We start from the raw sequence: 19,740 nt of genomic DNA on the forward strand, positions 1-19,740 counted from the left end.
ACGCCGGTGCGACCGACGAGGAGATCGACAAGATCACCTGGCAGAACGCCTGCCGGTTCTTCAACTGGGACCCGTTCTCCGAGATCCCCAAGGAGCGCGCGACCGTCGGCGCCCGCCGTGCGATCGCGACCGACGTCGACACCGCCATCCGCTCCCGCAAGGAATGGGCCCGCCTCTTCGCGGAGAAGCACCCCGAGACCATCTGAGAACGCACGCCCTGGCCGGCTCCCGCTCCACCGGAGTCGGAGTCGGCCAGCGGCACGAAAACGAAAAGACCCGGCGCGACGCACCCACCTCGTTGTGGCTGCGCCGCGCCGGGCGTCGTTTCCGGCCCCCCCTCGGGACGTCCACCACGCCGCCCCCGCGGTGGACGTCCCGGGCCGTGCTACGGGGCGATCTCCAGGACGATCTTCCCGATGGCGTGGCCGTCGGCCACATAGCGCAGCGCCGCCGCTGTCTCGTCGAAGGTGAAGCTGGCGCCGATGTGCGGCACCGCCTTGCCCGCGGCGAACAGTTCCATGAGCTCCCGCTCGTTGCGCTGGAGCTCGTCCGGCGCGTGCGTACCCAGGTCGCGCAGCTGCATCCCGCCGATCTGGATGCCCTTGAGCAGCACCAGGTTGAGCGGGATCCGCGGGATCGAGCCCGCGGCGTAGCCCACCGTGACGAACCGGCCGCGCCAGCGCAGCGAACGCAGCGCGGGCTCGGCCAGGTCACCGCCGACGGGGTCGATGACCACGTCGGCGCCGTCCGGGAGGGTCTCCTTCAGCGCCTTGCGGAGGTCGTTCGCGCGGTGGTCGATGAGGTGGGTGGCGCCGTTGGCGGCCGCCACCTCGAGTTTGCGCGCGGACGACGCCACCGCCGTCACCGTGGCGCCCAACGCCGCCCCGAGCTGGACGGCGGCGAGGCCCACCCCGCCACCCGCGCCGAGCACGACGAGCTGCTCGCCGGGCTGCAGCCGGGCCACCGACCGGAGCATGTGGTACGAGGTGCGGTGCGCCACGCCGAAGGCGGCGGCCACGGTGTCGGCGATGCCGTCCGGCGTGCGGGTGATGCCGGCGGCCCGCGCCACCGCGACCTCGCCGAAGGCACCGACCATGCCGGTGCCGAACACCCGGTCGCCGACGGACACGCCGGTCACGTCCGCGCCGACCGTCTCGACGACACCGGCGAACTCGCTGCCGGGGACGAACGGCGGCGGCACCTTGACCTGGTACTCACCGGCGACCAGCAGGACGTCGGAGTAGTTGACCGCCGCCGCGTGGACCCGTACGCCGATCTGGTCGGGCTGCGGCTCGGGAGTGGGGAACTCCTCGACGCGGACGACCTCCGGCGGGCCGTACTCGCGGCAGACCGCGGCGCGCACCTCAGCCCACCCCGCCGCTGGTGAGCGGGCGGCGCCCGGTCACCGGCCCTTCCACTGCGGCGTGCGCTTCTGGATGAACGCCATCGCGCCCTCCTTGGCGTCCTCGCTCTTGAACACCGCCGGCGAGAGCTGCGCCATGCGCTCCTGCCCGCGCGCGGGGTCGGCCGCGGCGGCCCGGACGATCTCCTTGGTCGCGGCGACGGCGAGCGGGCCGTTGGCGGCGATGCGCTCGGCGAACGCCAGCGCCGCCTCGAGCACCTTCTCCGGTTCGGCCACCGCGTTGACCAGGCCGAGCTGCTGGGCGCGCGCGGCGTCCACGGTGTCGCCGGTGAGGGTCAGCTCCAGCGCGAGGGCGAGGGGGATCCGGCTGGCGATGGCGACCGCGCCTCCGCCGGCCGCGAGCAGGCCTCGCTTGACCTCGGGCAGGCCGAACTTCGCCGCCGAAGAGGCCACGACGACGTCGCAGGAGAGCAGCAGCTCGAAGCCGCCGCCGACCGCGGTGCCGTTCGCGGCGCCGACGAGGGGGACCTTGACGTCGCCGCTCATCAGCCGGTCGAAGGCCGCTCGGCCCTCCTTGTCCTCCGGCGCGATCTGGGAGAAGCCCCCGCCCGAGGTGAAGGCCTTCAGGTCCATCCCGACGCAGAACGCCTTCTCACCCGCGGCGGTCAGCACGGCCACCCGGATGTCGGGGTCCGACTCCGCGGTGAGGATCGCCGAGCCGATGGCGCTGAGCAGCGCGGGGGTCAGGGCGTTGCGGGCCTCGGGCCGGTTGAGGCGGATGACCAGCACTGCCCCGACCCGTTCCAGCAGGATGTCCGCGGTGCTGGTGTCCGTGTCGGTCATCGCTTGTAGTCCGTGCTCTCCGCGAGGTCGGCGGCCTCCTGCATGGCGCCGAGCACGATCGGGCCGAACGTCAACAGCTTCTCGTCGTCACCCGCGCGCTGGTAGCCCTGCTCGAGGACGATGGCGAGCTTGAACTTGCAGAGGATCAGGTAGTAGTCGTAGTCGTCGACCTGCCGGCCGGACACCTCCGCGTAGTGCGCGAGGAGCTGGGACTTCGTCGGCATCGCGTAGAGATCCGCGTAGCTCTTGCCGATCAGGTCGGTCGAGCTGGTGTCCTCGGGCCAGCTCTGCAGCATCCAGGCCAGGTCGAGCTTGGGGTCGCCGACCGTGCCCATCTCCCAGTCGACGATGGCGGCCAGCTTCGCGGGCGCCCCGTGCTGGAACATCACGTTCGCGAACTGGTAGTCGCCGTGCATGAGCCCGGGGATGTAGTCGATCGGACGGTGCGTGCGCAGCCACTGCGCGGCCACGTCGAAGCCGGGCAGCTCCCGCTTCTTGATGCGGTTCAGGAAGGCCGTCCAGCGGTCGACCTGGCGCTCGTGGAAGTCGTCGGGGCGGCCGAGGCCCTCCAGACCGCGGGCCTTCCAGTCGACCTTCGACAGCAGCGCGATGCCCTCGGCGAGCTGGTAGGACAGCCCCTTGCGGAGTTCGAGGTCGGAGTTGAACGGCTCCGGCCAGACACCGCGCTGGCTCATCGGCGACCAGCCGTCCACGAAGCCCATGATGTAGAAGGAGCGGCCGAGGACGGAGGCGTCCTCGCACATGCCGAGCGCCGCGGTGTGCGGGACGTCGGTCCCGTCCAGGGCCTCGATGATGCGCCACTCGCGCAGGATGCCGGCGTCGCGGCTGGCGGGCGCCCCCGCCGGCGGGATGCGCAGCGCTCCGTGCAGGTCACCGCGGCGGATCTCGTAGATCTCGTTCTGCGTGCCACCGGAGACGTAACGGTGCTCGATCGGCTCGCCCTTGCCGGCGAGTCCGGCCTCGTCCATCCACGTGGCGAGGCGCTCGATGTCGATCACAGGTTCCCCACTTCGAGTTCCAGGTACTCGGCGTACTTCTCACGCGCCGCGGCGAGGCGCCTGGGCAGGTGCTCGGTGGGCCACAGGTCGTCGCTGGGCTTGTAGTCGCGCAGCACCTGCTTGGCCACGGTGACCTTGTGCACCTCGGTCGGCCCGTCGGCGAGGCCCATCACGAACGAGCCCATCACCATCTGACTGAAGGGCATCTCGTTGCTCGCGCCGAGCGCGCCGTGCACCTGCAGCGCCCGCGAGGCGATGTCGTGCAGGACCGCGGGCATGACCACCTTGACCGCGGCGATGTCCTTGCGGACCTTGCGGTAGTCCTTGTGCTTGTCGATCGACCACGCCGTGTAGAGCACGAACAGCCGGAACTGCGCCAGCTGGGCGTACGAGTCGGCGATGAAGCCCTGGACGAACTGCTTGTCGGCCAGCAGGCTGCCCTGCGTGCTCCGGCTCAGCGCGCGCTCGCACATCATGTCCAGCGCCTTCTTCGCCAGGCCGATCGTGCGCATCGCGTGGTGGATCCGCCCGCCGCCCAGGCGGGTCTGCGCGATGGCGAACGCCTGGCCCTCGCCGCCGAGCAGCGCGTCGTCCGAGACGCGGACGTCCTCGTAGTGGATGAGGGCGTGGTGCCCCTCGCCCAGCGGCTCACCGGGCAGACCCACGTTCCGGACGATGTTGATGCCCGGAGTGTCCGTCGGGATCAGGAACATCGACATGCCCCGGTACCGGCTGACATCGGGGTTGGTGACCACCATGACGATGACGAACCGCGCGGTGCTGGCGTTCGAGGAGAAGAACTTCCAGCCGTTGATCACCCACCCGTCGCCGTCCTTCACCGCGCTGCAGGTGAACTGGGTCGGGTCCGAGCCCGCCTGCGGCTCGGTCATCGAGTACGACGAGAAGCACTCGCCGTCCAGCAGCGGCTGCAGGTACTGCTTCTTCTGGGCCTCGGTGCCGTAGTGCGCGATGATCTCGGCGTTGCCGGTGTCCGGCGCCTGGCACCCGAAGACGATCGGCGCCCAGCTGGAACGGCCCAGGATCTCGTTGAGCAGCGACAGCTTGAGCTGCCCGTGCCCCTGGCCACCGAGCTCCGGGCCCAGGTGGGTCGCCCACAGGCCGTGGTCCTTGACCTGCTGCCGCAGGGGGTCGACGACCCGTTGCAGCGTCTCGCCGCGTGGCACGAACTGCAGGTCGGGCCAAGCCATGTCGAGGGGCTCGACCTCCTCCCGCACGAACTTGTTAGCCCAGTCCAACTGGGCCTGGTACTCGGGTTCGGTCTCGAAGTCCCACGACATCGTCGGTCTCCTCTCGGAGTGGTCAGAATAGCGTTCTGTACACAAAGAACGCAACTTCCGGATGATCGAAATATCGATCCGACGCTGGTCCGGTGATCACGGATCGCCGGGCTGGCCTCAGGGCTGGTCCAGTCCGTTTCATCAGGTTCGGACACTTTTGGAGTGATTCCAGTTCGGGGAGGTTCAGTCGGATTCGGGCCGGCTCAGGGCAGCGGGACGTTCAGGGCGGGCCGTGCCCGCCCTGGGCCCACCAGCTCAGGGGTGTAGACGGCCGGCTCCCCGTTGCGCCTGGCCTTGGCCGCGTACATCGCCAGGTCGGCGCGGTGCAGCAGCTGCTCGGCGGTGTCCGGAACGTCCGCGTCCGGGTCCGGGTCCGGCTCCGCGGCTGGGTTCGCGCCTCGGTGCGGGGCACCCGTCCCGGTCTCCGGGTCGACGGTCACCAGGCCCACGCTGGCCGCGACGGTGAAGGTGTGGCTCGCCAGCCGCACCGGCGCCCGGACCGCGGCCGCCAGCCGACGTCCGACTGCCTCGGGATCGTCGGTGTTGGCCGAGACGAGCAGGATCGCGAACTCGTCACCGCCGAGGCGGGCCACGGTGTCCGCCGCGCGGACGCAGCCGGCGAGCCGTGCGCCGGTGATCCGCAGCAGGTCGTCGCCCGCCGCGTGGCCGAGGACGTCGTTGACCCGCTTGAAGTCGTCGAGGTCGCAGAACAGGACGGCGAAGCGCTCGGCGGGGCCCGGCTGGCGGTGCAGCACCCGCTCGAGCCGGTCGATGAACAGGCTGCGGTTCGCCAGCCCGGTCAGCGGGTCGTGGAACGCCTGGTGCCGCAGCTGCCGCTGTTTCTCCTCCACCTGGCCGAGCAGGCGGATGTTGTCCGACATCGTCATCATCTGGCGCACCAGCGCGAGTAGGAGCAGGGCGAGCAGGGCCCAGATCTCCTCCCAGTGCTCGATGCCGTCTCCGGCGATCTGGAGCACCGTCGCCGCCCCGGCCGCGGTCAGCGGGAGGTACGGCAGGATCGCGTGCCACCGGCGGAGCCTGGCCGAGGCGGCCCGCCGACCCAGGCTGGGAACAGCGGCCAGCCCCACTCCCACGTCGTCGGCGTCGGCGTCGGCGTCGGCACCGGTAGCGGCACCCGTGTCGGGACCGGTGGAGATGGCGGCCAGGCCGATGAGCAGCGCACCGATGCCAATGGGCAGGTCGGTCAGCCGCGGGACGTCGTCCAGGCTGTGGATGAGCACCGCGAGCTCCCACATGGCGGAGATCGAGGCGGCGCACATGCCCGCGAGCAGGAGCGCGTGGCCGCGGCTGTCGCGCGGCTCGCGGAACACGGCCACCAGGATCAGCACGACGAAGACCACGAGCGAGACCGCGGCGAGGATGATCGAGTAGAGCGGGCCGGGGCCGAGTGGTTCGCCGTGCCCGACCGTGCGCTTCAGCACGGTGGCCCAGACCAGCAGCGCCACCGAGCCGACCACGATCATGCCGTCCAGGATCGTGATCGCGTACCAGCGGTAGGCGTGCAGCGGCCCGCCGTCCTCGGCGTCGTCGTGCTCGACTGGGTCGGTCGGGTAGAGCAGCACACCGGCGACACCCATCGCGAGCGGAATCAGATACACCAGCGAGGCCGGGGTCAGCTGGGGGACGGGAGATCGCCCCGCCGCCGTGTCCCGGAACACCGCGGCCGACGCCACCGCCACGGCGAGAACCATCACCGCCATGAGAAGCCGCCACCACCGCTCGGCGCCATGGCGACGCAGCCCGGCGACCACGCAGGTCGTCCCGCCGAGCAGCAGAAACCCGATCACCGTCAGCCGGACGGCGGGCAGCGCCAGGCTGTCGGGGAGCACCTGGGCGAGAACCACGCAGGCGCCCGTCAGCACCGCGGCGCCGACCGCCGCGCGGCGGAAGAGCCGGTCGCGCCGACGGCTGTGCCCCATCTCCCTCCCCTACCGTTAACCGACGCAAAATACACAGATCGTTACTTTGCGTGACGACCTGGTGGGAGGTCGGAGGCGGAGCCCGGTTTCAGTGGGCGGCGGCCGGCCCCGCCTGGAGGATCGAGACGCAGAAGTCGATGAGATGGCGCTGCTCGTCCTCGGTCGGCACCGTGCAGGGCTCCACATGGCGCTGCATCGTGCCGAGGACGGCGTCCTGGATCAGCCTGGCGTCGAGATCCGGCCGCGGTCGGCCGGCCGCCGTCAGCGGCGGGACGAGCAGCTGGCCGAGCTGCTGGTCGAGGGTGGCCCGCCCCGGCACCGAATCGCTGGCCCGGGCGAGCAGCCGGTTGACGGTGGCGCCCTGCTGCGCGACCGCCGGCCGGGTGATCTGCGCGATCATGCCGTCGACCCAGGCGGTCATCTGGCCGGCAGGATCGGACTTCTTCGACATCTGATGGCGAAGGTAGGAGCGCAGGATGACGATCCCGCGCTCCAGCACCGCGTGCATGAGCTCGTTCTTGCCGGCGAAGTACCGGTAGAAGGTCTGGTTGGACGTCCCGGCCTCGGCGACGATGTCGGCGACCTTGGGATCGGCCGGCGCGACACGGACGGCGACCCGCAGGGCCGCGTCGAGGATCTGCTCGACCTCGACGAGGGCGTCCCGCTGGTGCCGGTTCAGGGCCCGGTCGACAGCGGCCCGCACCGAGGCGGGGGTGCCCTCCCATTCCACTCCAGCAGTGTCGCTCATGGTCGAGGTCCTTTGGGTACGGGATGTTGGGAGGTGCGAAACTCGGTTCTTTAGATAATAGAATTATATTCTTCGCGGGGCGGGTCGGGAGGCTGTGGGGGGCGGTCAGGGTACCGGGCTCCGGCCGGGCGGATCACCACAACCGGGTGGTTCGCGGGCCGGTCACCTGGGCGGCGAAGGCGTCCAGCCGGTTCCACAGCAGGTGCCGGGTGCCGGCGAAATTGTGCATGTGCGCCATCCTCGGCGCGACGAACCAGGCGAGGTCGGTGGCCGAACCGAAGGCGGCCAGCTCGATCAGTGGCGGACCGGTCACGTCCCGTGTCCCGGTCGCGAACAGGACCGGGACGTCGATGCTCGCCGCCGCCTCGGCCACCCCCGCGGGCAGTACCTCGGCGCCGGTGAGCCCCGGGTAGGTGGTGCTGCCCCAGACCGGGGCGGTCCGCCGGCCCGGCAGCCCCCCGGTGCTGTCGGCCCGCACGAGTGACTCCGGCACGTCCTCCCAGAAGAACGCGTAGATCCAGTCGGCTGACGCCAGGACGACCGCCATCGCCTCGTCGGGGGAGGACCCGTCGGGGATCACCGGGCCGGGCGTTCCGGGACGCCACGGAATGGTCGTCGCCGTCATGCTGCTGCCCAGGATCGCCACGCCGTCGAAGGTGCGGTGGTGGGCCTGCATGGCGGCCAGGATGTGACCGCCCATCGACTGCCCCATGCCGATCACCGCCGACACGCCGACCGGCCCGACGCCCGGCGCCAGCGTGCCGGAACGCAGGCCGTCGACGACCGCCGTCACCGCGTGGTGGCCGGCCGCGGCGACCGTCGGCAGGTCGGTGACCTCGGTCGGCGGAACGCTGCTCTCCCCGACACCGAGGTGGTCGACCATGACGACCACCGCGCCCCGGCGGACGTGGTGCTCGGCCTGGCTGTAGCCGGGTTCGGGCAGGTCGAAGTACCGCCGGGCGTACCCACCGCCAGGAAGCCCGACCAGGACGGGGACACCCGGGCCGGAGCCGCCTGCGGCTGAGCCGCCTGGTTCCAGGCCGCCTGTCTCCAAACCGTCCGTGCCGGGGCCGGCGGCGGACGGGGATGGCGGCGCGGGCAGGCAGACGGTCACCGCGATCTGCCAGCCGTCCTGGTCGGCTCCGTCGTGCTGGCTGCTCTGGTTCTGACTGCTCTGGTCGTGGCCGCGCGTGGCGGGTACCGGGATGCGCAGGTCGAGTCGCAGCACGCCGCCGTCCGGCCGGTCCGCCGGCTCGGGCCGTCGTTGCGGGCCGGGCGCGGGAACCGTTGGCTGGTGCGGCACCGGCTCCTGGAGCGAGTCCGCCGAGTCCGCCGCGTCGGGTGCGTTACGCACTGTTGCTCCCGTTCCGTGACATCGGGCCCGATGCCGGCGTTACGTGGCCGATAGCCCGCATTCGTGGCGTTGGTCGGACAAGTATCCGAGCCGGTGGCGGGAAGCGGTAGCGCCTCGTTCCGGCCCGCCCCGACCACGGACGGCAATCCGATCACGGACAGTCACCTGGTCGCGGACGGTCGCTCTCGCTGGCGTTCGACGCGCGCGCAGCGTGACCTCGGCGGACCCACCGCGTATTGGTGATCTTTCTCGACATACACTCCTGGCGATCTCCCGGTCGGAGGTGGTGTGGAGGAAGGGCGGGCATGAACATCGTCGAAGCGGTTTTTCTCGGTGCCGTCGAGGGGCTCACCGAGTTCCTCCCGGTCTCCAGTACCGGTCACCTGACGATCATCGAGAAGCTGCTCGGCTACAGCATCGACGACCCGGACATCACCGCATTCACGGCGATCATCCAGGTCGGCGCGGTGTTCGCCACGCTGCTCTACCTCCGGCATGATTTCCGGCGGATCATCGCCGCCCTGGCCAGGGGCGTGACCCGGCCGGAGTACCGCGATCACCCTGATTTCCGGTTCGGTGTGGCGGTGATCGTCGGATCCATTCCCATCGGAATAGTCGGCCTGCTCTTCAAGGACCAGATCGAGACCACGCTGCGCAGCCTGTGGTTCGTCGGCACCGCCCTGATCGGGTGGAGCGCGGTGATGGGTTACGCCGATCGCGTCGCGACCCAGAAACGGCACGAAGACGACGTGACCTGGAAGGACACGCTGGTCATCGGTGTCGTCCAGTGCATGGCGCTGATTCCGGGAATCTCGCGTTCGGGGTCGACGATGTCCGCCGGGCTGCTGCGCGGGATCGACCGGGTGACGGTCACCCGCCTGTCGTTCTTCCTTTCCATCCCGGCGCTGTTCGCGGCGGCTCTGCTGCAGGTCGTGACGGAGTCGTCCAACATCGAGCAGGGCGTCGGCTGGACCGTCACCATCACCGCGACCGTGGTGAGCTTCGTGACCGCCTACTTCGCCATCGCGTGGCTGCTCAAGTTCGTCGCCCGCCACAGCTACAGCGTCTTCATCTACTACCGGCTCGCGCTCGGCTCAGTGATCCTGTTCCTCCTCGCCACCGGGATCATCTCCGCGACCTGACGCCGGGTTCGGTGCGGGATCACGCCCCAGGATCCGCGCCGCCCGGCGCCCTTTTGTCCTTCCGTCCCGGATGCGTGTGTTAGGGCCTCACCATCGGGGAGGACCCCACCCGTCCGACGTCGAAGTCGATGGGAGGAACCATGACGAGCACCGTGCAGGAATCGATCGATGTGGCCGTCCCGGTCCGGACCGCTTACAACCAGTGGACCCAGTTCGAGTCGTTCCCGAACTTCATGGAGGGGGTCGAGTCCGTCCAGCAGACGGACGACACCCACACCCACTGGCGGATCAAGGCCGGTGGCACCGAGCGCGAGTTCGACGCCACGATCACCGAGCAACTCCCGGACGAGCGCGTCGCGTGGAAGAGCACGGAGGGGACCCGTCACGCCGGCGTGGTGACGTTCCACCGGCTGGCCGACGACGCCACCCGGGTGACAGTGCAGATGGACTGGCAGCCCGAGGGGCTCGTGGAGAAGGCCGGCTCGGTACTGGGCGCCGACGACCGCCGGGTGAAGGACGACCTCAAGCGGTTCAAGTCCTTCATCGAGGAGCGTGGCCAGGAGACCGGAGCCTGGCGGGGTGACGTATCGCGCCCGGACGCCGCCGGCCAGCCCGGCCAGCCCGGCCAGCCCGGTCAGTCCGGTCAGTCCGGTCAGTCCGGTCAGCCCGGTGAGTTCGGTCAGCCCGGTGAGTTCGGTCAGCCCGGTCAGCCCGGTGAGTTCGGTCAGCCCGGTGAGTTCGGTCAGCCCGGCCGGTTGGGTTCGTCGGAAGCCCCCGGCACGGGTGGCGCCGGTGGTCCGCAGCGGGATCAGGGGACCGGCGGGGCGACGTACTCGCAGCCCGGCGGCGGCGAGTTCTGACCTGGCGGGTCAACCCCGCGACCGGGTCGTCAACCGGCCGCACCGGCTGATTCGGCGGTCTGCGCCTCCCGCACGGCGGCGCGCAGCGCCGGGACGGCCGGCCCGGCGACCGGTTCCAGCAGCGCGAGCCGACCCTTGAGTGCCCGCCGGGCCCGGCCGCTTTTCATCGCCCCGATCTGACCGGCGGCGAGGAGCGCGGCCAGGCTCGCCGGGCCGGGGTCGGCCCGGCCGGCCGGGCCTCCGTGCAGGACCTGCTTCACTTCGCGGTGCAGCCGGCGGACCATCGCCCGGTCCCGCACGGTCACGGAGGTCGCCGGGATCATCCCCAGGATCCGGCGTCGCTCGACCCTGATCCAGCGGCCCGCCTCGAGCTGGTCGCGCACGACCCGGCCGGCGGTCCGCTGGTTTTTGTTCACCCAGTGCTTCCACGACCGGTGACGGGACGACGCGCCGACCTCGCCGATGAGCTGTGCGCACAGCTCATCGGCGGTCGGGGTCCGCCGCTGGCCCGGCGCGGCAGGCTGGCCCGGCCGCCCTTCCGCGTGCGGCCGGTGTTCCGCACGGGGCGCGACGGGCTTGACCCGGCCGTTCTCGTCGGTCAGCAGCCCAGCCCGGTAGAGCTCGGTCGCGGCGGCCGCGCGTAGCGCGCGACCCAGATGGGGCGAGCGGTACATGCGGTCCCGCTCCAGGTCGTAGGCCAGCAGGTAGAGCTGGGCCGGCAGCGACGGTGGTGGTTGCACGACGGGTCTCCTCCCAGGTGCCGATCACGGTGGTGGGGTGCGGCGGACGTCCACCGCCTTGGTCGAGGGGGCGTCCTCGGGGCCGGGCTCGGGGTCGGTGGTGGTGTCCCGCCGTGGGCGTCCGCGGCGCGGCATCGCGCCGGCCTCCCTCGGCAGCCGGCCCCGGTCCGCGAGCGCGGCCCGCAGCAGGAACTCGATCTGTGCGTTGGTGCTGCGCAGCTCGTCCGACGCCCATCGCGCCAGCGCGTCATGGACGGCCGGGTCGAGGCGCAGCAGGATCTTCTTTCGTTCGGCCACGTACCGTCACCGGCTCCCGCGGCTCAGGTGTAGAGGGATCCGGCATTGATGACCGGCTGCGTCGACTGTTCGCTGCACAGGACCACGAGCAGGTTGCTGACCATGGTTGCCTTCCGTTCCTCGTCCAGCTCGATGATGTTTTCCCGGTCGAGGCGTTCCAGCGCTGCCTCGACCATGCCCACGGCGCCCTCGACGATCCGCGAGCGGGCCGCGACGACGGCGCCCGCCTGCTGGCGCCGGAGCATCGCCTGGGCGATCTCCGGCGCGTACGCCAGCCGGGTGATGCGGGACTCGATCACGTGTACACCGGCGGAGGCGACCCGGGCCGCGATCTCCAGTGAGAGCTTCGCGGTGATCTCCTCGGCGTTGTCGCGCAGCGACATGACCTCGGGGGCCGCGTCGTAGGGGTAGCTCGTCGCGATGTGCCGCACGGCGGTCTCGGACTGGATGGCCACGAACTCGACGAAGTCGTCCACCTCGAAGACGGCCTGCGCGGTGTCCTTCACCTGCCAGACCACGACGGCCGCGATTTCGATCGGGTTTCCGTCGGCGTCGTTCACCTTCGCCACGCCGCTCTCGTGGTTGCGGATGCGGGTGGAGACCTTCTTGCGTGTGGTGAAGGGGTTCACCCAGCGCAGCCCGGTGGTGCGGATCGTCCCTACGTAGCGGCCGAACAGCGCGACGACCCGGGCCTCGCCCGGCGCGACGGCGGTCAGGCCGAACAGCGCGAAGAACGCGGCGATGAGGCCGAGCACGCCGACCACGATGAGGACGGCGCCGACGGGGGCGGAGTGGTCGGCGGCGACGACGATCCCGGCGATACCGATCACGAGGCAGGCCAGTATGCCCGACAGGCCCGCCAGCAGGGCCAACAGGCCCGAGTGGTCCTTCGCGTGGTGTTCCCGGACGCTCGGCTCGGGCATGTCGACAACGACGTGTTCGACGTCCACCTGCGGTGTCTCGGTGCTCATGTGTGCCTCCGGATGGGGAGCTGGATCTGGCGCGCCGGTCCGCTCGGCGCGTTCCGACCTGGTGTGCTGGTCGGGCCCGACTACCTCTGCGCTAGCGCTGAGGTATCAAAGTGATATCACTTTAGCTCGGTACTATGTGGTCGTCCAACAGCGGGACGTGACGCGGAGGTGGTCGATGCCGGACAGGCGGCTCGAGATCGACGATGTGCGCAAGCGGTATGGCGAGGTCGTCGCGCTCGATGGCATGACCTTCGACGTTCGCGAGGGGGAGCTGTTCGGCTTCGTCGGCAGCAACGGGGCGGGCAAGACGACGACGATGCGCATCGTGCTCGGGGTGCTCGCGGCCGATGCCGGGCAGGTCCGGTGGGCCGGCCGCCCGGTCGACCTCGCCGTCCGCCGCCGGATCGGCTACATGCCCGAGGAACGGGGCCTGTACCCGAAGATGCAGGTCCGCGACCAGCTCGTCCACCTCGCCCGGCTGCACGGGATGCCGGCCGCTGCCGCCGGCCGCTCCGCCGACGCCTGGCTCGAGCGGCTGGGCGTCGCGGCGCGGCGGGACGACGAGGTGCAGAAGCTCAGCCTCGGCAACCAGCAGCGGGTCCAGCTCGCCGCCGCGCTCGTGCACGACCCGGAGGTCCTCGTGCTGGACGAGCCGTTCTCCGGGCTCGACCCGGTCGCGGTCGACGTCATGAGCCAGGTGCTGCGGGAGAAGTGCGACGAGGGGGTTCCCGTGGTGTTCTCCAGCCACCAGCTCGAGCTCGTCGAGCGGCTCTGCGACCGGGTCGGCATCGTCGCCGCCGGGCGGATGGTCGCCGCCGGCACGGTCGACGAGCTGCGGGCGGACGGCACCGAGCGGATCGTCGTCGAGGTGCCCGGGGCCCCGCCGGGCTGGGCCGAGGACCTGCCCGGGATGACCGTCCGCGCCACCGAGGGGGCCCGTACGGTGGTCGACCTCGCTCCCGGCGCCGACGACCAGGACCTGCTGCGCCGGGCGCTGGCGGTCGGCCCGGTGCGGGAGTTCCGCCGCGGCCGGCCGTCACTCGCCGAGCTGTTCCGCTCCGCGGTGAGCACCGACGAGGGCGCCCCCGGCCTCCGCTCCCGTACCGGCTCCGGATCTGACACGGCGAGTGCGACGGACGAGGTGACGGTGGCATGAGCCCGGAATCCGATCACGAACACGGCCGAGAGGCCACGGCCGGCCTGGCCCCAGGTATCCCGACCCAGACCGGCACCGGGCCGGCCCCGGCCCCGGGTTCCGGCGGCCGGGGCGACTATCCGGCGCTGGGCTCCTGGGCGACCGTGCGGCTCGTCGCCGGTCGCGAGCTCGGCGTACGGCTGCGTTCCAAGGTCTTCCGGATCACCACCGTCGCCCTCCTCGTCCTGCTCGTCGGCGCCGCGGTCGTGATCGACCTGGTCGGCGGCGGCGATTCGACGGAGTCCGTCGGCGTGACGGCGGCGGAGTCCGCGATCACGGCGCCGCTCACCGCCGCCGCCCGGAGCCTGGACGTCGGCATCACGACCCGCGAGGTGCCCGACGAGGCCACCGGGCTGCGCCAGGTCGCCGACGGCGATCTGGACGCCCTGGTGACCGCGTCCCCGAACGGCCTGCGCGTTGCCGTCAAGGAGGACCTGAACGACGAGTGGCGCGCCGTGCTGGCTGTTGTGGCCCGCCAGCAGGTTCTCGACAACGAGATCAGCGTGCTCGGCGGCGACCCGGCCCGGGTGAACGAGGCGGTCGCCGCCACGCGGGTCGATGTCACCCAGCTCGACCCGGCGCCGGCCCACCAGGGCGAGCGGCTCGTCCTCGGGATCGCCGCCGCGTTGCTGATCTACATGGGCCTGATGCTCTACGGGCCGGCCGTCTCCCAGGGGGTGGTCGAGGAGAAGTCGAGCCGGGTGGTCGAGTTGCTGCTGTCGACGGTCCGCCCGTGGACGCTCATGGCCGGCAAGGTGTTGGGTATCGGGCTGGTAGCGCTGATCCAGATGATCGTGCTGGCCGGCGGGGGACTGGTCGCCGCGCTGGTCACCGGCGCGCTCTCACTGCCCTCCGGCGAGGCCACCGGGACGGTGATCTGGTCGGTGGTCTGGTACGTCATCGGGTTCTTCCTCTACGCCCTCCCGTTCGCCGCGGTCGGGGCGATGGTCTCCCGGCAGGAGGACGTCGGGGGCATCTCGAGCCCCATCGTGCTGGCGATCGTGGTGCCCTGGGTGCTGGGGATCTCGATCGTGCCGGGCGATCCCGACAACGGCCTGATCGCGGTGCTGTCCCTGCTGCCGATCTTCGCGCCGGTGCTGATGCCGATGCGGATCGCGCTCGGGGTGGCGCCGGTGTGGCAGTTGGTCCTCTCGGTGGTGCTCGCCTTGGCGCTGATCGGCGTGCTCATCCGGCTCACCGGGCGGATCTACCGCAACGCGGTGCTGCGGACCGGGGCGAGGGTCTCCTTCCGGGACGCCCTGCGCGAGGCCTGAGCCGCCGCGGGTCCCGGGCCCGACCCTCGGCCCCGGCTCGGGCCCGGCCGCCTCACACCTGGCGGTTCATCCCGGTGAGGACATAGCCGATCTTGCGCCAGGTGTTCGGGCCGCAGACCCCGTCCTCGGGTATGCGGCCGAACCACGGCGTCGCGTACCGCTGAAGCGAGGCCACCCGGGCGGTGGTGCGCGCGCCGTAGGCCCCGTCGGGCGCCAGGCGGTAGGGGTCACCCGTCGGCGCCTCGTGGCCGAAAATGATGTTCAGTGCGTTCTGCAGGGTGACGACCTCCGGCCCGCTCATCCCCTCCCGCAAGGTCGGCATCCCCGCGTACCGCTGCCGCGGGTCCGCGAGCGAGCCCCCGGGGGACGCCCCCAGCGCAGCCGCGAGGATGTCGCCCCGGCGGTTCGCGCGGACGTTCCCCGGGCATGAGTGACCACCCCACGCCGCGCCGCCCATGCGGTGAGTGCCGAGCCCGTAGCCGTTGGGTGAGTCCGTGACCTCGGGGCGCCAGCCGAACTCGCGCATCCCCCAGGCGAAGAGCTCGCCGAGGCGCTGTACCTGGATCGCCGTGTAGTCCTCGGAGTCGTACCCCTCGCACTCGACGCTGATCCAGAACGGGTTGCCCGCGGCCTGCGCCCAGGCCCGGCGGTCGAACGGGACGTACTGCTCGAACTCGCCCGCCTTCGACAGCCACAGGTGGGCGCTGACCTGGCTGGCCGGATTGTCGAACCAGCCGAAGAGCGAACCGGTGCCGACCTGGACGTGGGGGATCAGCCCGCGGGTCGGCTCCACCATCGTCCCGGACGTGTTGCGGACCGGGCGGTTGCGGGCCGGTGGGTAGAGGGTGACGGCCACGGTCAGCCCCGACCGTTCGTGATCGCCGCGTGCCCGGACTCCCTCGGCAGTCGGGTCCCTGCCGGCCTTCGGACCCCTGCCGGCCTTCGGACCCCTGCCGGCGCCCGGGTCCCCGCCGGTGCTCGGGTCCCTGTCTGCGCTCGACGTACCGGTTGCCGTCGGTCTGGACGAGTCACGTGTTCCTCTTCGCGTCTGTGTGGTGCCCGGGTGGCCCGCCGCGGCCCGTGGCCGCCGTCCTGGTGGCCGGCCCAGGCCGTGCTTTCAGTGTTTCGCGTGCGATCCCATGACGATCCGTACAAGACGGATTCCTACCCCTGCGCTGGGAACCTGTCACATCTGGGTCGGTCGAGCGGGCCGGCTCCGGCTCGGCGCGCCCTTCGGTGTCATGGCGCCAGTTGTCTGTGTAGTGACACTTTTGTTGTTTTCCATAGATATATGTGGTCTATAAGTGCGCGGATTGCCGAGATGGATTGACTGCCTACACTGACAAACCGTGCGCACTCCGCTGGCGTTCATCCGGTCCCATCGGTGACGCCTCCCTCTACGACTGTCGCCGGTGCTCCCGAGGACGGTCCGACTTTTGCCCTCGTCGCGGGCGTTCCGTCGGCGGCGGTGTTCGACCTGCGCCAGGAGGTCTTCGTCGGGGAGCAGGGCGTGCCCGCAGACCTGGAGCGCGACGCCCTGGACGCGAGCGCCGACCACGCTGTCCTTGTCGGCGCGGGCGGCCTGGTGCTCGCGACGGCACGGCTGATCACCCCGGAGGGTGGTCAGGAGCCGGATGTCGGGCGCGGGAGGTACGGCGTGATCGGGCGGGTCGCCGTCCGGCGCCCGTACCGCGGGCGGGGCCTCGGGCTGTTCGTCACCGAGGCCCTTGAGCGGCTGGCAGTCGAGCGGGGGCTGACCGCGATCGAACTGCACGCGCAGCAACAGGTCGAGGAGTTCTACCGGCGGGCCGGCTACCGCCCGCGGTCCGCCCGCTTCGGTCCGGTGCGCGACATCGAGGCGGGCATCGACCACATCTGGATGCGCCGCGACCTGGAGCCCGAACCCAGCCTCGACCCGGGCCGGAATCCGCCGCACGCCGGGGACCCGGCTGCCTCGGCTGCCCGGTCTGCCCGCTCCGCCGTGCCGTCGGCGGAGCGTTTCTCGGAGGCCGGGGTCGGCGAGCTGTGGGTCGGTGGTGCTTCCCCGGACGCGCTCCGCGTCGTCGCGCGTCTCGGCTACGCGCGCACGGGCCGCGAGCGTGAGCCGTGTGAGCGTTCGGGAGCGCCCGAGCTGGAGCACCGCCGTGGCACGGTCGCCGCGGTGCCGGCTGTCCCCGGGCCGGTCGTGCCATGAGCCCGGAGGTGCCGTGCCACGACGGGTGGCACGGCGGCACCGGCGCGGTGGGCGTCGCCGCGCCGCGCCGCGGTCGTGGTGGTCCCGCTGTGCCCTGTCGCCAAGCCGACAGGGCGTGTGTTGGCCACGAACTCGGCACCGATGTTCACCCGGCGTGTTTGTCTGATCGTCCGTAGAGGGAGGGTGTCACCATGACCGTCGCACGATCGTTCTCAGTGGGCCGGGCGGGGCTCGTGGCCGTTCTGATCGCCGGCACGTTCGCGATCACCGGCCAGACGGCGGCCCGAGCAGGTGGCACCCCGGGGGCCGAGTGCCCGAGCGGGCAGGAGTTCGAGGTCGCCGTCACCGGCGACGAACCGGACCCCGGCCCGCCGGTGCGGCTCGAGGCCGGCTACTACGCGCACACCGCGTCCTTCTGGCCGCCCCGGTCCGCGGTGCTGTGCCGCACGGAGTCGGGCACGGACCAGCCGTCCGCCCAGGTCACCGACACCCCAGGCCTGACATGCCCGTCCGGTGCCTCCGAGCTGGTGGTCCCTGACGTGATCCCGACCGACATCGAGACGCCCGTCGTCGCGGATTCCGGGGCGTTGCTGCCCGCCGGTTGGTACTCGCTCCCGTCGCTGGATCCCGAGTCGGCACCGGCCAGCACCCAGCCCACCGATCTGCCTGACCAGGCTGGCCAGGCTGGTCCGGTCACTCCTGTGGACCAGCCCGGCCCCGACCAGACCGCGCTCACCAGTCCCGGTGCCACCGCCCCCGAGAGCACCGGCCCCGCGACCGGGGGCGGCGTGACCGAGGCCGGCGCGTTCACCGGCGGCGGCACCGCGCCGGATGAGGACGGCGCCGGCACGGTCGTCTGGACCACCCTGTGCTGGTCCCAGACCGATCCCGGCGCCCCGGCCGCCTGAGCCCACCTGCGCCGCGGGCCGTGGGCCGTGGGCCGCGAACTCCCAGGGCGCGGCAGCCGGGCCCCAGCGACGACGAGGGCCGTCCCGATCGATCGGGACGGCCCTCGTGTTCACTGCGGCTCGGCGAGGCGAGCGCCTGTGCTCAGTAGCGGTAGTGGTCCGGCTTGTACGGGCCCTCCACCGGCACGCCGATGTAGTCGGCCTGCTGCTTCGTCAGCGTCGTGAGCTTGACGCCCAGGGCGTCCAGGTGCAGCCGGGCGACCTTCTCGTCCAGGTGCTTGGGCAGCGTGTAGACGCCGACCGGGTACTGCTCGGTCTTGGTGAACAGCTCGATCTGGGCGATCACCTGGTTGGTGAAGCTGTTCGACATCACGAAGCTCGGGTGGCCGGTGGCGCAGCCGAGGTTCATCAGCCGGCCCTCGGCAAGCACGATGATCGAGTGCCCGTCCGGGAACACCCACTCGTCGACCTGCGGCTTGATGTTGATCTTCTCGATGCCGGGGGTCCTGGTGAGGCCGGCCATGTCGATCTCGTTGTCGAAGTGCCCGATGTTCGACACGATCGCCTGGTGCTTCATCGCGGCCATGTGCTCGGCTGTGATGATGTCGTAGTTGCCGGTGGTCGTCACGAAGATGTCGGCGGTCGAGACGACGTCCTCGAGCGTGGCGACCTGGAAGCCGTCCATCGCGGCCTGCAGCGCGCAGATCGGGTCGATCTCGGTGACGATGACGCGGGCGCCCTGGCCGCGCAGCGCGTCCGCGCAGCCCTTGCCGACGTCGCCGTAGCCGGCGACGACCGCGACCTTGCCGCCGATGAGCACGTCGGTCGCCCGGTTCAGCCCGTCGATGACGGAGTGGCGGCAGCCGTACTTGTTGTCGAACTTCGACTTGGTGACCGAGTCGTTCACGTTGATGGCGGGGAAGGCGAGCGTGCCGGCCTTCGCCATCTCGTACAGCCGGTGCACACCGGTGGTGGTCTCTTCGGTGACACCCTTGACCGACGCCGCGGTCGTCGTCCAGCGGCCGGGCTTCTCGGAGATCGTGCGGCGCAGCGTCTCCAGGATGATCGCGTACTCCTCGGAGTCCGAGGCGTCGGTCGCCGGGACGGCGCCGGCCTTCTCGAACTCGGCGCCCTTGTGGACGAGGAGGGTGGCGTCACCGCCGTCGTCGAGGATCATGTTCGGCGCGCCGCCGTCCGGCCAGGACAGCGCCTGGTCGGTGCACCACCAGTACTCATCGAGGGTCTCGCCCTTCCAGGCGAAGACCGGCACGCCCTTCGGGTCGTCCTTGGAGCCGTTCGGCCCGACGACCACCGCGGCCGCGGCGTGGTCCTGCGTGGAGAAGATGTTGCAGGACACCCACCGGACGTCCGCGCCGAGGGCGGCGAGCGTCTCGATCAGGACCGCGGTCTGGATCGTCATGTGCAGGGAGCCCATGATCCGGGCGCCCTTGAGTGGCTGGCTGGCCGCGTACTCGGCGCGGGTGGCCATCAGCCCGGGCATCTCGTGCTCGGCAAGCCGGATCTCCTTGCGGCCGAACTCGGCCAGCGCGAGATCCGCGACCTTGAAGTCGAAAGTCATGCCCTCTCCTCATTG

Annotated in this window: 18 protein-coding genes and 1 pseudogene; 7 read left to right on the forward strand and 12 right to left on the reverse strand. The window is 71.2% G+C overall.

Annotated elements, in window-relative coordinates; genetic code table 11:
* A pseudogene (locus tag MXD62_RS38240) lies at positions 1–206 on the forward strand (amidohydrolase); the annotation flags it as partial.
* A 179-nt stretch (positions 207–385) separates the two neighbouring features.
* Here the strand turns inward: MXD62_RS38240 and MXD62_RS38245 are convergent.
* The 7 genes from MXD62_RS38245 to MXD62_RS38275 form a co-directional block, all read right to left on the reverse strand.
* Positions 386–1,363 carry an NADPH:quinone oxidoreductase family protein gene (locus MXD62_RS38245; protein WP_248834181.1) on the reverse strand — a complete coding sequence of 326 codons (978 nt, stop codon included), beginning with the start codon at positions 1,361–1,363 and terminating at the stop codon, positions 386–388.
* Between the two features lie 39 nt (positions 1,364–1,402).
* The gene (locus MXD62_RS38250; protein ID WP_248834182.1) at positions 1,403–2,206 is read right to left on the reverse strand and encodes an enoyl-CoA hydratase-related protein; all 804 of its coding nucleotides are present in this window, start codon (positions 2,204–2,206) and stop codon (positions 1,403–1,405) included.
* Positions 2,203–3,225 (reverse strand): phosphotransferase family protein, encoded by a 1,023-nt coding sequence (locus MXD62_RS38255; RefSeq protein WP_248834183.1) that lies wholly within the window; start codon positions 3,223–3,225, stop codon positions 2,203–2,205. The genes MXD62_RS38250 and MXD62_RS38255 overlap by 4 nt, the downstream gene beginning before the upstream one ends.
* A complete protein-coding gene (locus MXD62_RS38260; RefSeq protein WP_248834184.1) occupies positions 3,222–4,523 on the reverse strand; it encodes an acyl-CoA dehydrogenase family protein in 1,302 nt (433 codons plus the stop codon). The genes MXD62_RS38255 and MXD62_RS38260 overlap by 4 nt, the downstream gene beginning before the upstream one ends.
* A gap of 203 nt (positions 4,524–4,726) precedes the next feature.
* The gene (locus tag MXD62_RS38265; RefSeq protein WP_248834185.1) at positions 4,727–6,463 is read right to left on the reverse strand and encodes a GGDEF domain-containing protein; all 1,737 of its coding nucleotides are present in this window, start codon (positions 6,461–6,463) and stop codon (positions 4,727–4,729) included.
* An 88-nt stretch (positions 6,464–6,551) separates the two neighbouring features.
* Positions 6,552–7,211 (reverse strand): TetR/AcrR family transcriptional regulator, encoded by a 660-nt coding sequence (locus tag MXD62_RS38270; RefSeq protein WP_012157544.1) that lies wholly within the window; start codon positions 7,209–7,211, stop codon positions 6,552–6,554.
* Positions 7,212–7,344: 133 nt separating this feature from the next.
* A complete protein-coding gene (locus MXD62_RS38275) occupies positions 7,345–8,565 on the reverse strand; it encodes an alpha/beta hydrolase (protein WP_248834186.1) in 1,221 nt (406 codons plus the stop codon).
* A gap of 305 nt (positions 8,566–8,870) precedes the next feature.
* Between MXD62_RS38275 and MXD62_RS38280 the strand changes: the two genes are divergently transcribed.
* Together MXD62_RS38280 and MXD62_RS38285 are read left to right on the forward strand one after the other, a co-directional pair.
* Positions 8,871–9,707, forward strand: coding sequence for an undecaprenyl-diphosphate phosphatase (locus MXD62_RS38280; RefSeq protein WP_012157546.1), 837 nt, complete (start codon positions 8,871–8,873; stop codon positions 9,705–9,707).
* Between the two features lie 140 nt (positions 9,708–9,847).
* Positions 9,848–10,567: an SRPBCC family protein gene (locus tag MXD62_RS38285; protein WP_248834187.1), complete on the forward strand. Its 720-nt coding sequence runs from the start codon at positions 9,848–9,850 to the stop codon at positions 10,565–10,567.
* A gap of 29 nt (positions 10,568–10,596) precedes the next feature.
* Here MXD62_RS38285 and MXD62_RS38290 read toward each other — a convergent pair whose 3' ends face one another.
* From MXD62_RS38290 to MXD62_RS38300, 3 genes are read right to left on the reverse strand one after another with little or no spacing between them, the layout of a single operon-like run.
* The gene (locus MXD62_RS38290; RefSeq protein WP_248834188.1) at positions 10,597–11,307 is read right to left on the reverse strand and encodes a GPP34 family phosphoprotein; all 711 of its coding nucleotides are present in this window, start codon (positions 11,305–11,307) and stop codon (positions 10,597–10,599) included.
* A gap of 24 nt (positions 11,308–11,331) precedes the next feature.
* Positions 11,332–11,604, reverse strand: a complete 273-nt coding sequence (locus MXD62_RS38295; protein ID WP_248834189.1) for a hypothetical protein — start codon at positions 11,602–11,604, stop codon at positions 11,332–11,334.
* 23 nt (positions 11,605–11,627) lie between these two features.
* Positions 11,628–12,575, reverse strand: a complete 948-nt coding sequence (locus tag MXD62_RS38300) for an SPFH domain-containing protein (protein WP_248834190.1) — start codon at positions 12,573–12,575, stop codon at positions 11,628–11,630.
* A gap of 175 nt (positions 12,576–12,750) precedes the next feature.
* Between MXD62_RS38300 and MXD62_RS38305 the strand changes: the two genes are divergently transcribed.
* The gene (locus MXD62_RS38305) at positions 12,751–13,731 is read left to right on the forward strand and encodes an ATP-binding cassette domain-containing protein (RefSeq protein WP_248834191.1); all 981 of its coding nucleotides are present in this window, start codon (positions 12,751–12,753) and stop codon (positions 13,729–13,731) included.
* Positions 13,728–15,044, forward strand: a complete 1,317-nt coding sequence (locus MXD62_RS38310; RefSeq protein ID WP_248834192.1) for an ABC transporter permease — start codon at positions 13,728–13,730, stop codon at positions 15,042–15,044. Before MXD62_RS38305 ends, MXD62_RS38310 begins: the two co-directional genes overlap by 4 nt.
* 52 nt (positions 15,045–15,096) lie before the next feature.
* On the opposite strand, the gene MXD62_RS38315 is transcribed toward MXD62_RS38310, so the two are convergent.
* The gene (locus tag MXD62_RS38315; RefSeq protein WP_248834193.1) at positions 15,097–15,900 is read right to left on the reverse strand and encodes an N-acetylmuramoyl-L-alanine amidase; all 804 of its coding nucleotides are present in this window, start codon (positions 15,898–15,900) and stop codon (positions 15,097–15,099) included.
* 528 nt (positions 15,901–16,428) lie between these two features.
* Between MXD62_RS38315 and MXD62_RS38320 the strand changes: the two genes are divergently transcribed.
* Both MXD62_RS38320 and MXD62_RS38325 read left to right on the forward strand, forming a co-directional pair.
* Positions 16,429–17,238, forward strand: a complete 810-nt coding sequence (locus MXD62_RS38320) for a GNAT family N-acetyltransferase (protein ID WP_248834194.1) — start codon at positions 16,429–16,431, stop codon at positions 17,236–17,238.
* 191 nt (positions 17,239–17,429) lie between these two features.
* A complete protein-coding gene (locus MXD62_RS38325) occupies positions 17,430–18,146 on the forward strand; it encodes a hypothetical protein (protein ID WP_248834195.1) in 717 nt (238 codons plus the stop codon).
* A 142-nt stretch (positions 18,147–18,288) separates the two neighbouring features.
* Here the strand turns inward: MXD62_RS38325 and ahcY are convergent, their stop codons facing one another.
* On the reverse strand, positions 18,289–19,725 hold the full coding sequence (ahcY, locus tag MXD62_RS38330; RefSeq protein ID WP_248834196.1) for an adenosylhomocysteinase: 1,437 nt from the start codon (positions 19,723–19,725) through the stop codon (positions 18,289–18,291).
* Between the last annotated feature and the right edge of the window lie 15 nt (positions 19,726–19,740).

The sequence above is a fragment of the Frankia sp. Mgl5 genome (assembly GCF_023242985.1).
Taxonomy (GTDB): Bacteria; Actinomycetota; Actinomycetes; order Frankiales; family Frankiaceae; genus Parafrankia; species Parafrankia soli.

Excerpts from the sequence above, each read along its gene's own strand:
- MXD62_RS38250 (WP_248834182.1), bottom strand. The coding sequence starts at position 2,206 with ATGACCGACACGGACACCAGCACCGCGGACATCCTGCTGGAACGGGTC.
- MXD62_RS38260 (WP_248834184.1), bottom strand. The coding sequence starts at position 4,523 with ATGTCGTGGGACTTCGAGACCGAACCCGAGTACCAGGCCCAGTTGGAC.
- MXD62_RS38265 (WP_248834185.1), bottom strand. The coding sequence starts at position 6,463 with ATGGGGCACAGCCGTCGGCGCGACCGGCTCTTCCGCCGCGCGGCGGTC.
- MXD62_RS38270 (WP_012157544.1), bottom strand. The coding sequence starts at position 7,211 with ATGAGCGACACTGCTGGAGTGGAATGGGAGGGCACCCCCGCCTCGGTG.
- MXD62_RS38280 (WP_012157546.1), top strand. The coding sequence starts at position 8,871 with ATGAACATCGTCGAAGCGGTTTTTCTCGGTGCCGTCGAGGGGCTCACC.
- MXD62_RS38285 (WP_248834187.1), top strand. The coding sequence starts at position 9,848 with ATGACGAGCACCGTGCAGGAATCGATCGATGTGGCCGTCCCGGTCCGG.
- MXD62_RS38300 (WP_248834190.1), bottom strand. The coding sequence starts at position 12,575 with ATGAGCACCGAGACACCGCAGGTGGACGTCGAACACGTCGTTGTCGAC.
- MXD62_RS38305 (WP_248834191.1), top strand. The coding sequence starts at position 12,751 with ATGCCGGACAGGCGGCTCGAGATCGACGATGTGCGCAAGCGGTATGGC.
- MXD62_RS38310 (WP_248834192.1), top strand. The coding sequence starts at position 13,728 with ATGAGCCCGGAATCCGATCACGAACACGGCCGAGAGGCCACGGCCGGC.
- MXD62_RS38325 (WP_248834195.1), top strand. The coding sequence starts at position 17,430 with ATGACCGTCGCACGATCGTTCTCAGTGGGCCGGGCGGGGCTCGTGGCC.
- ahcY (WP_248834196.1), bottom strand. The coding sequence starts at position 19,725 with ATGACTTTCGACTTCAAGGTCGCGGATCTCGCGCTGGCCGAGTTCGGC.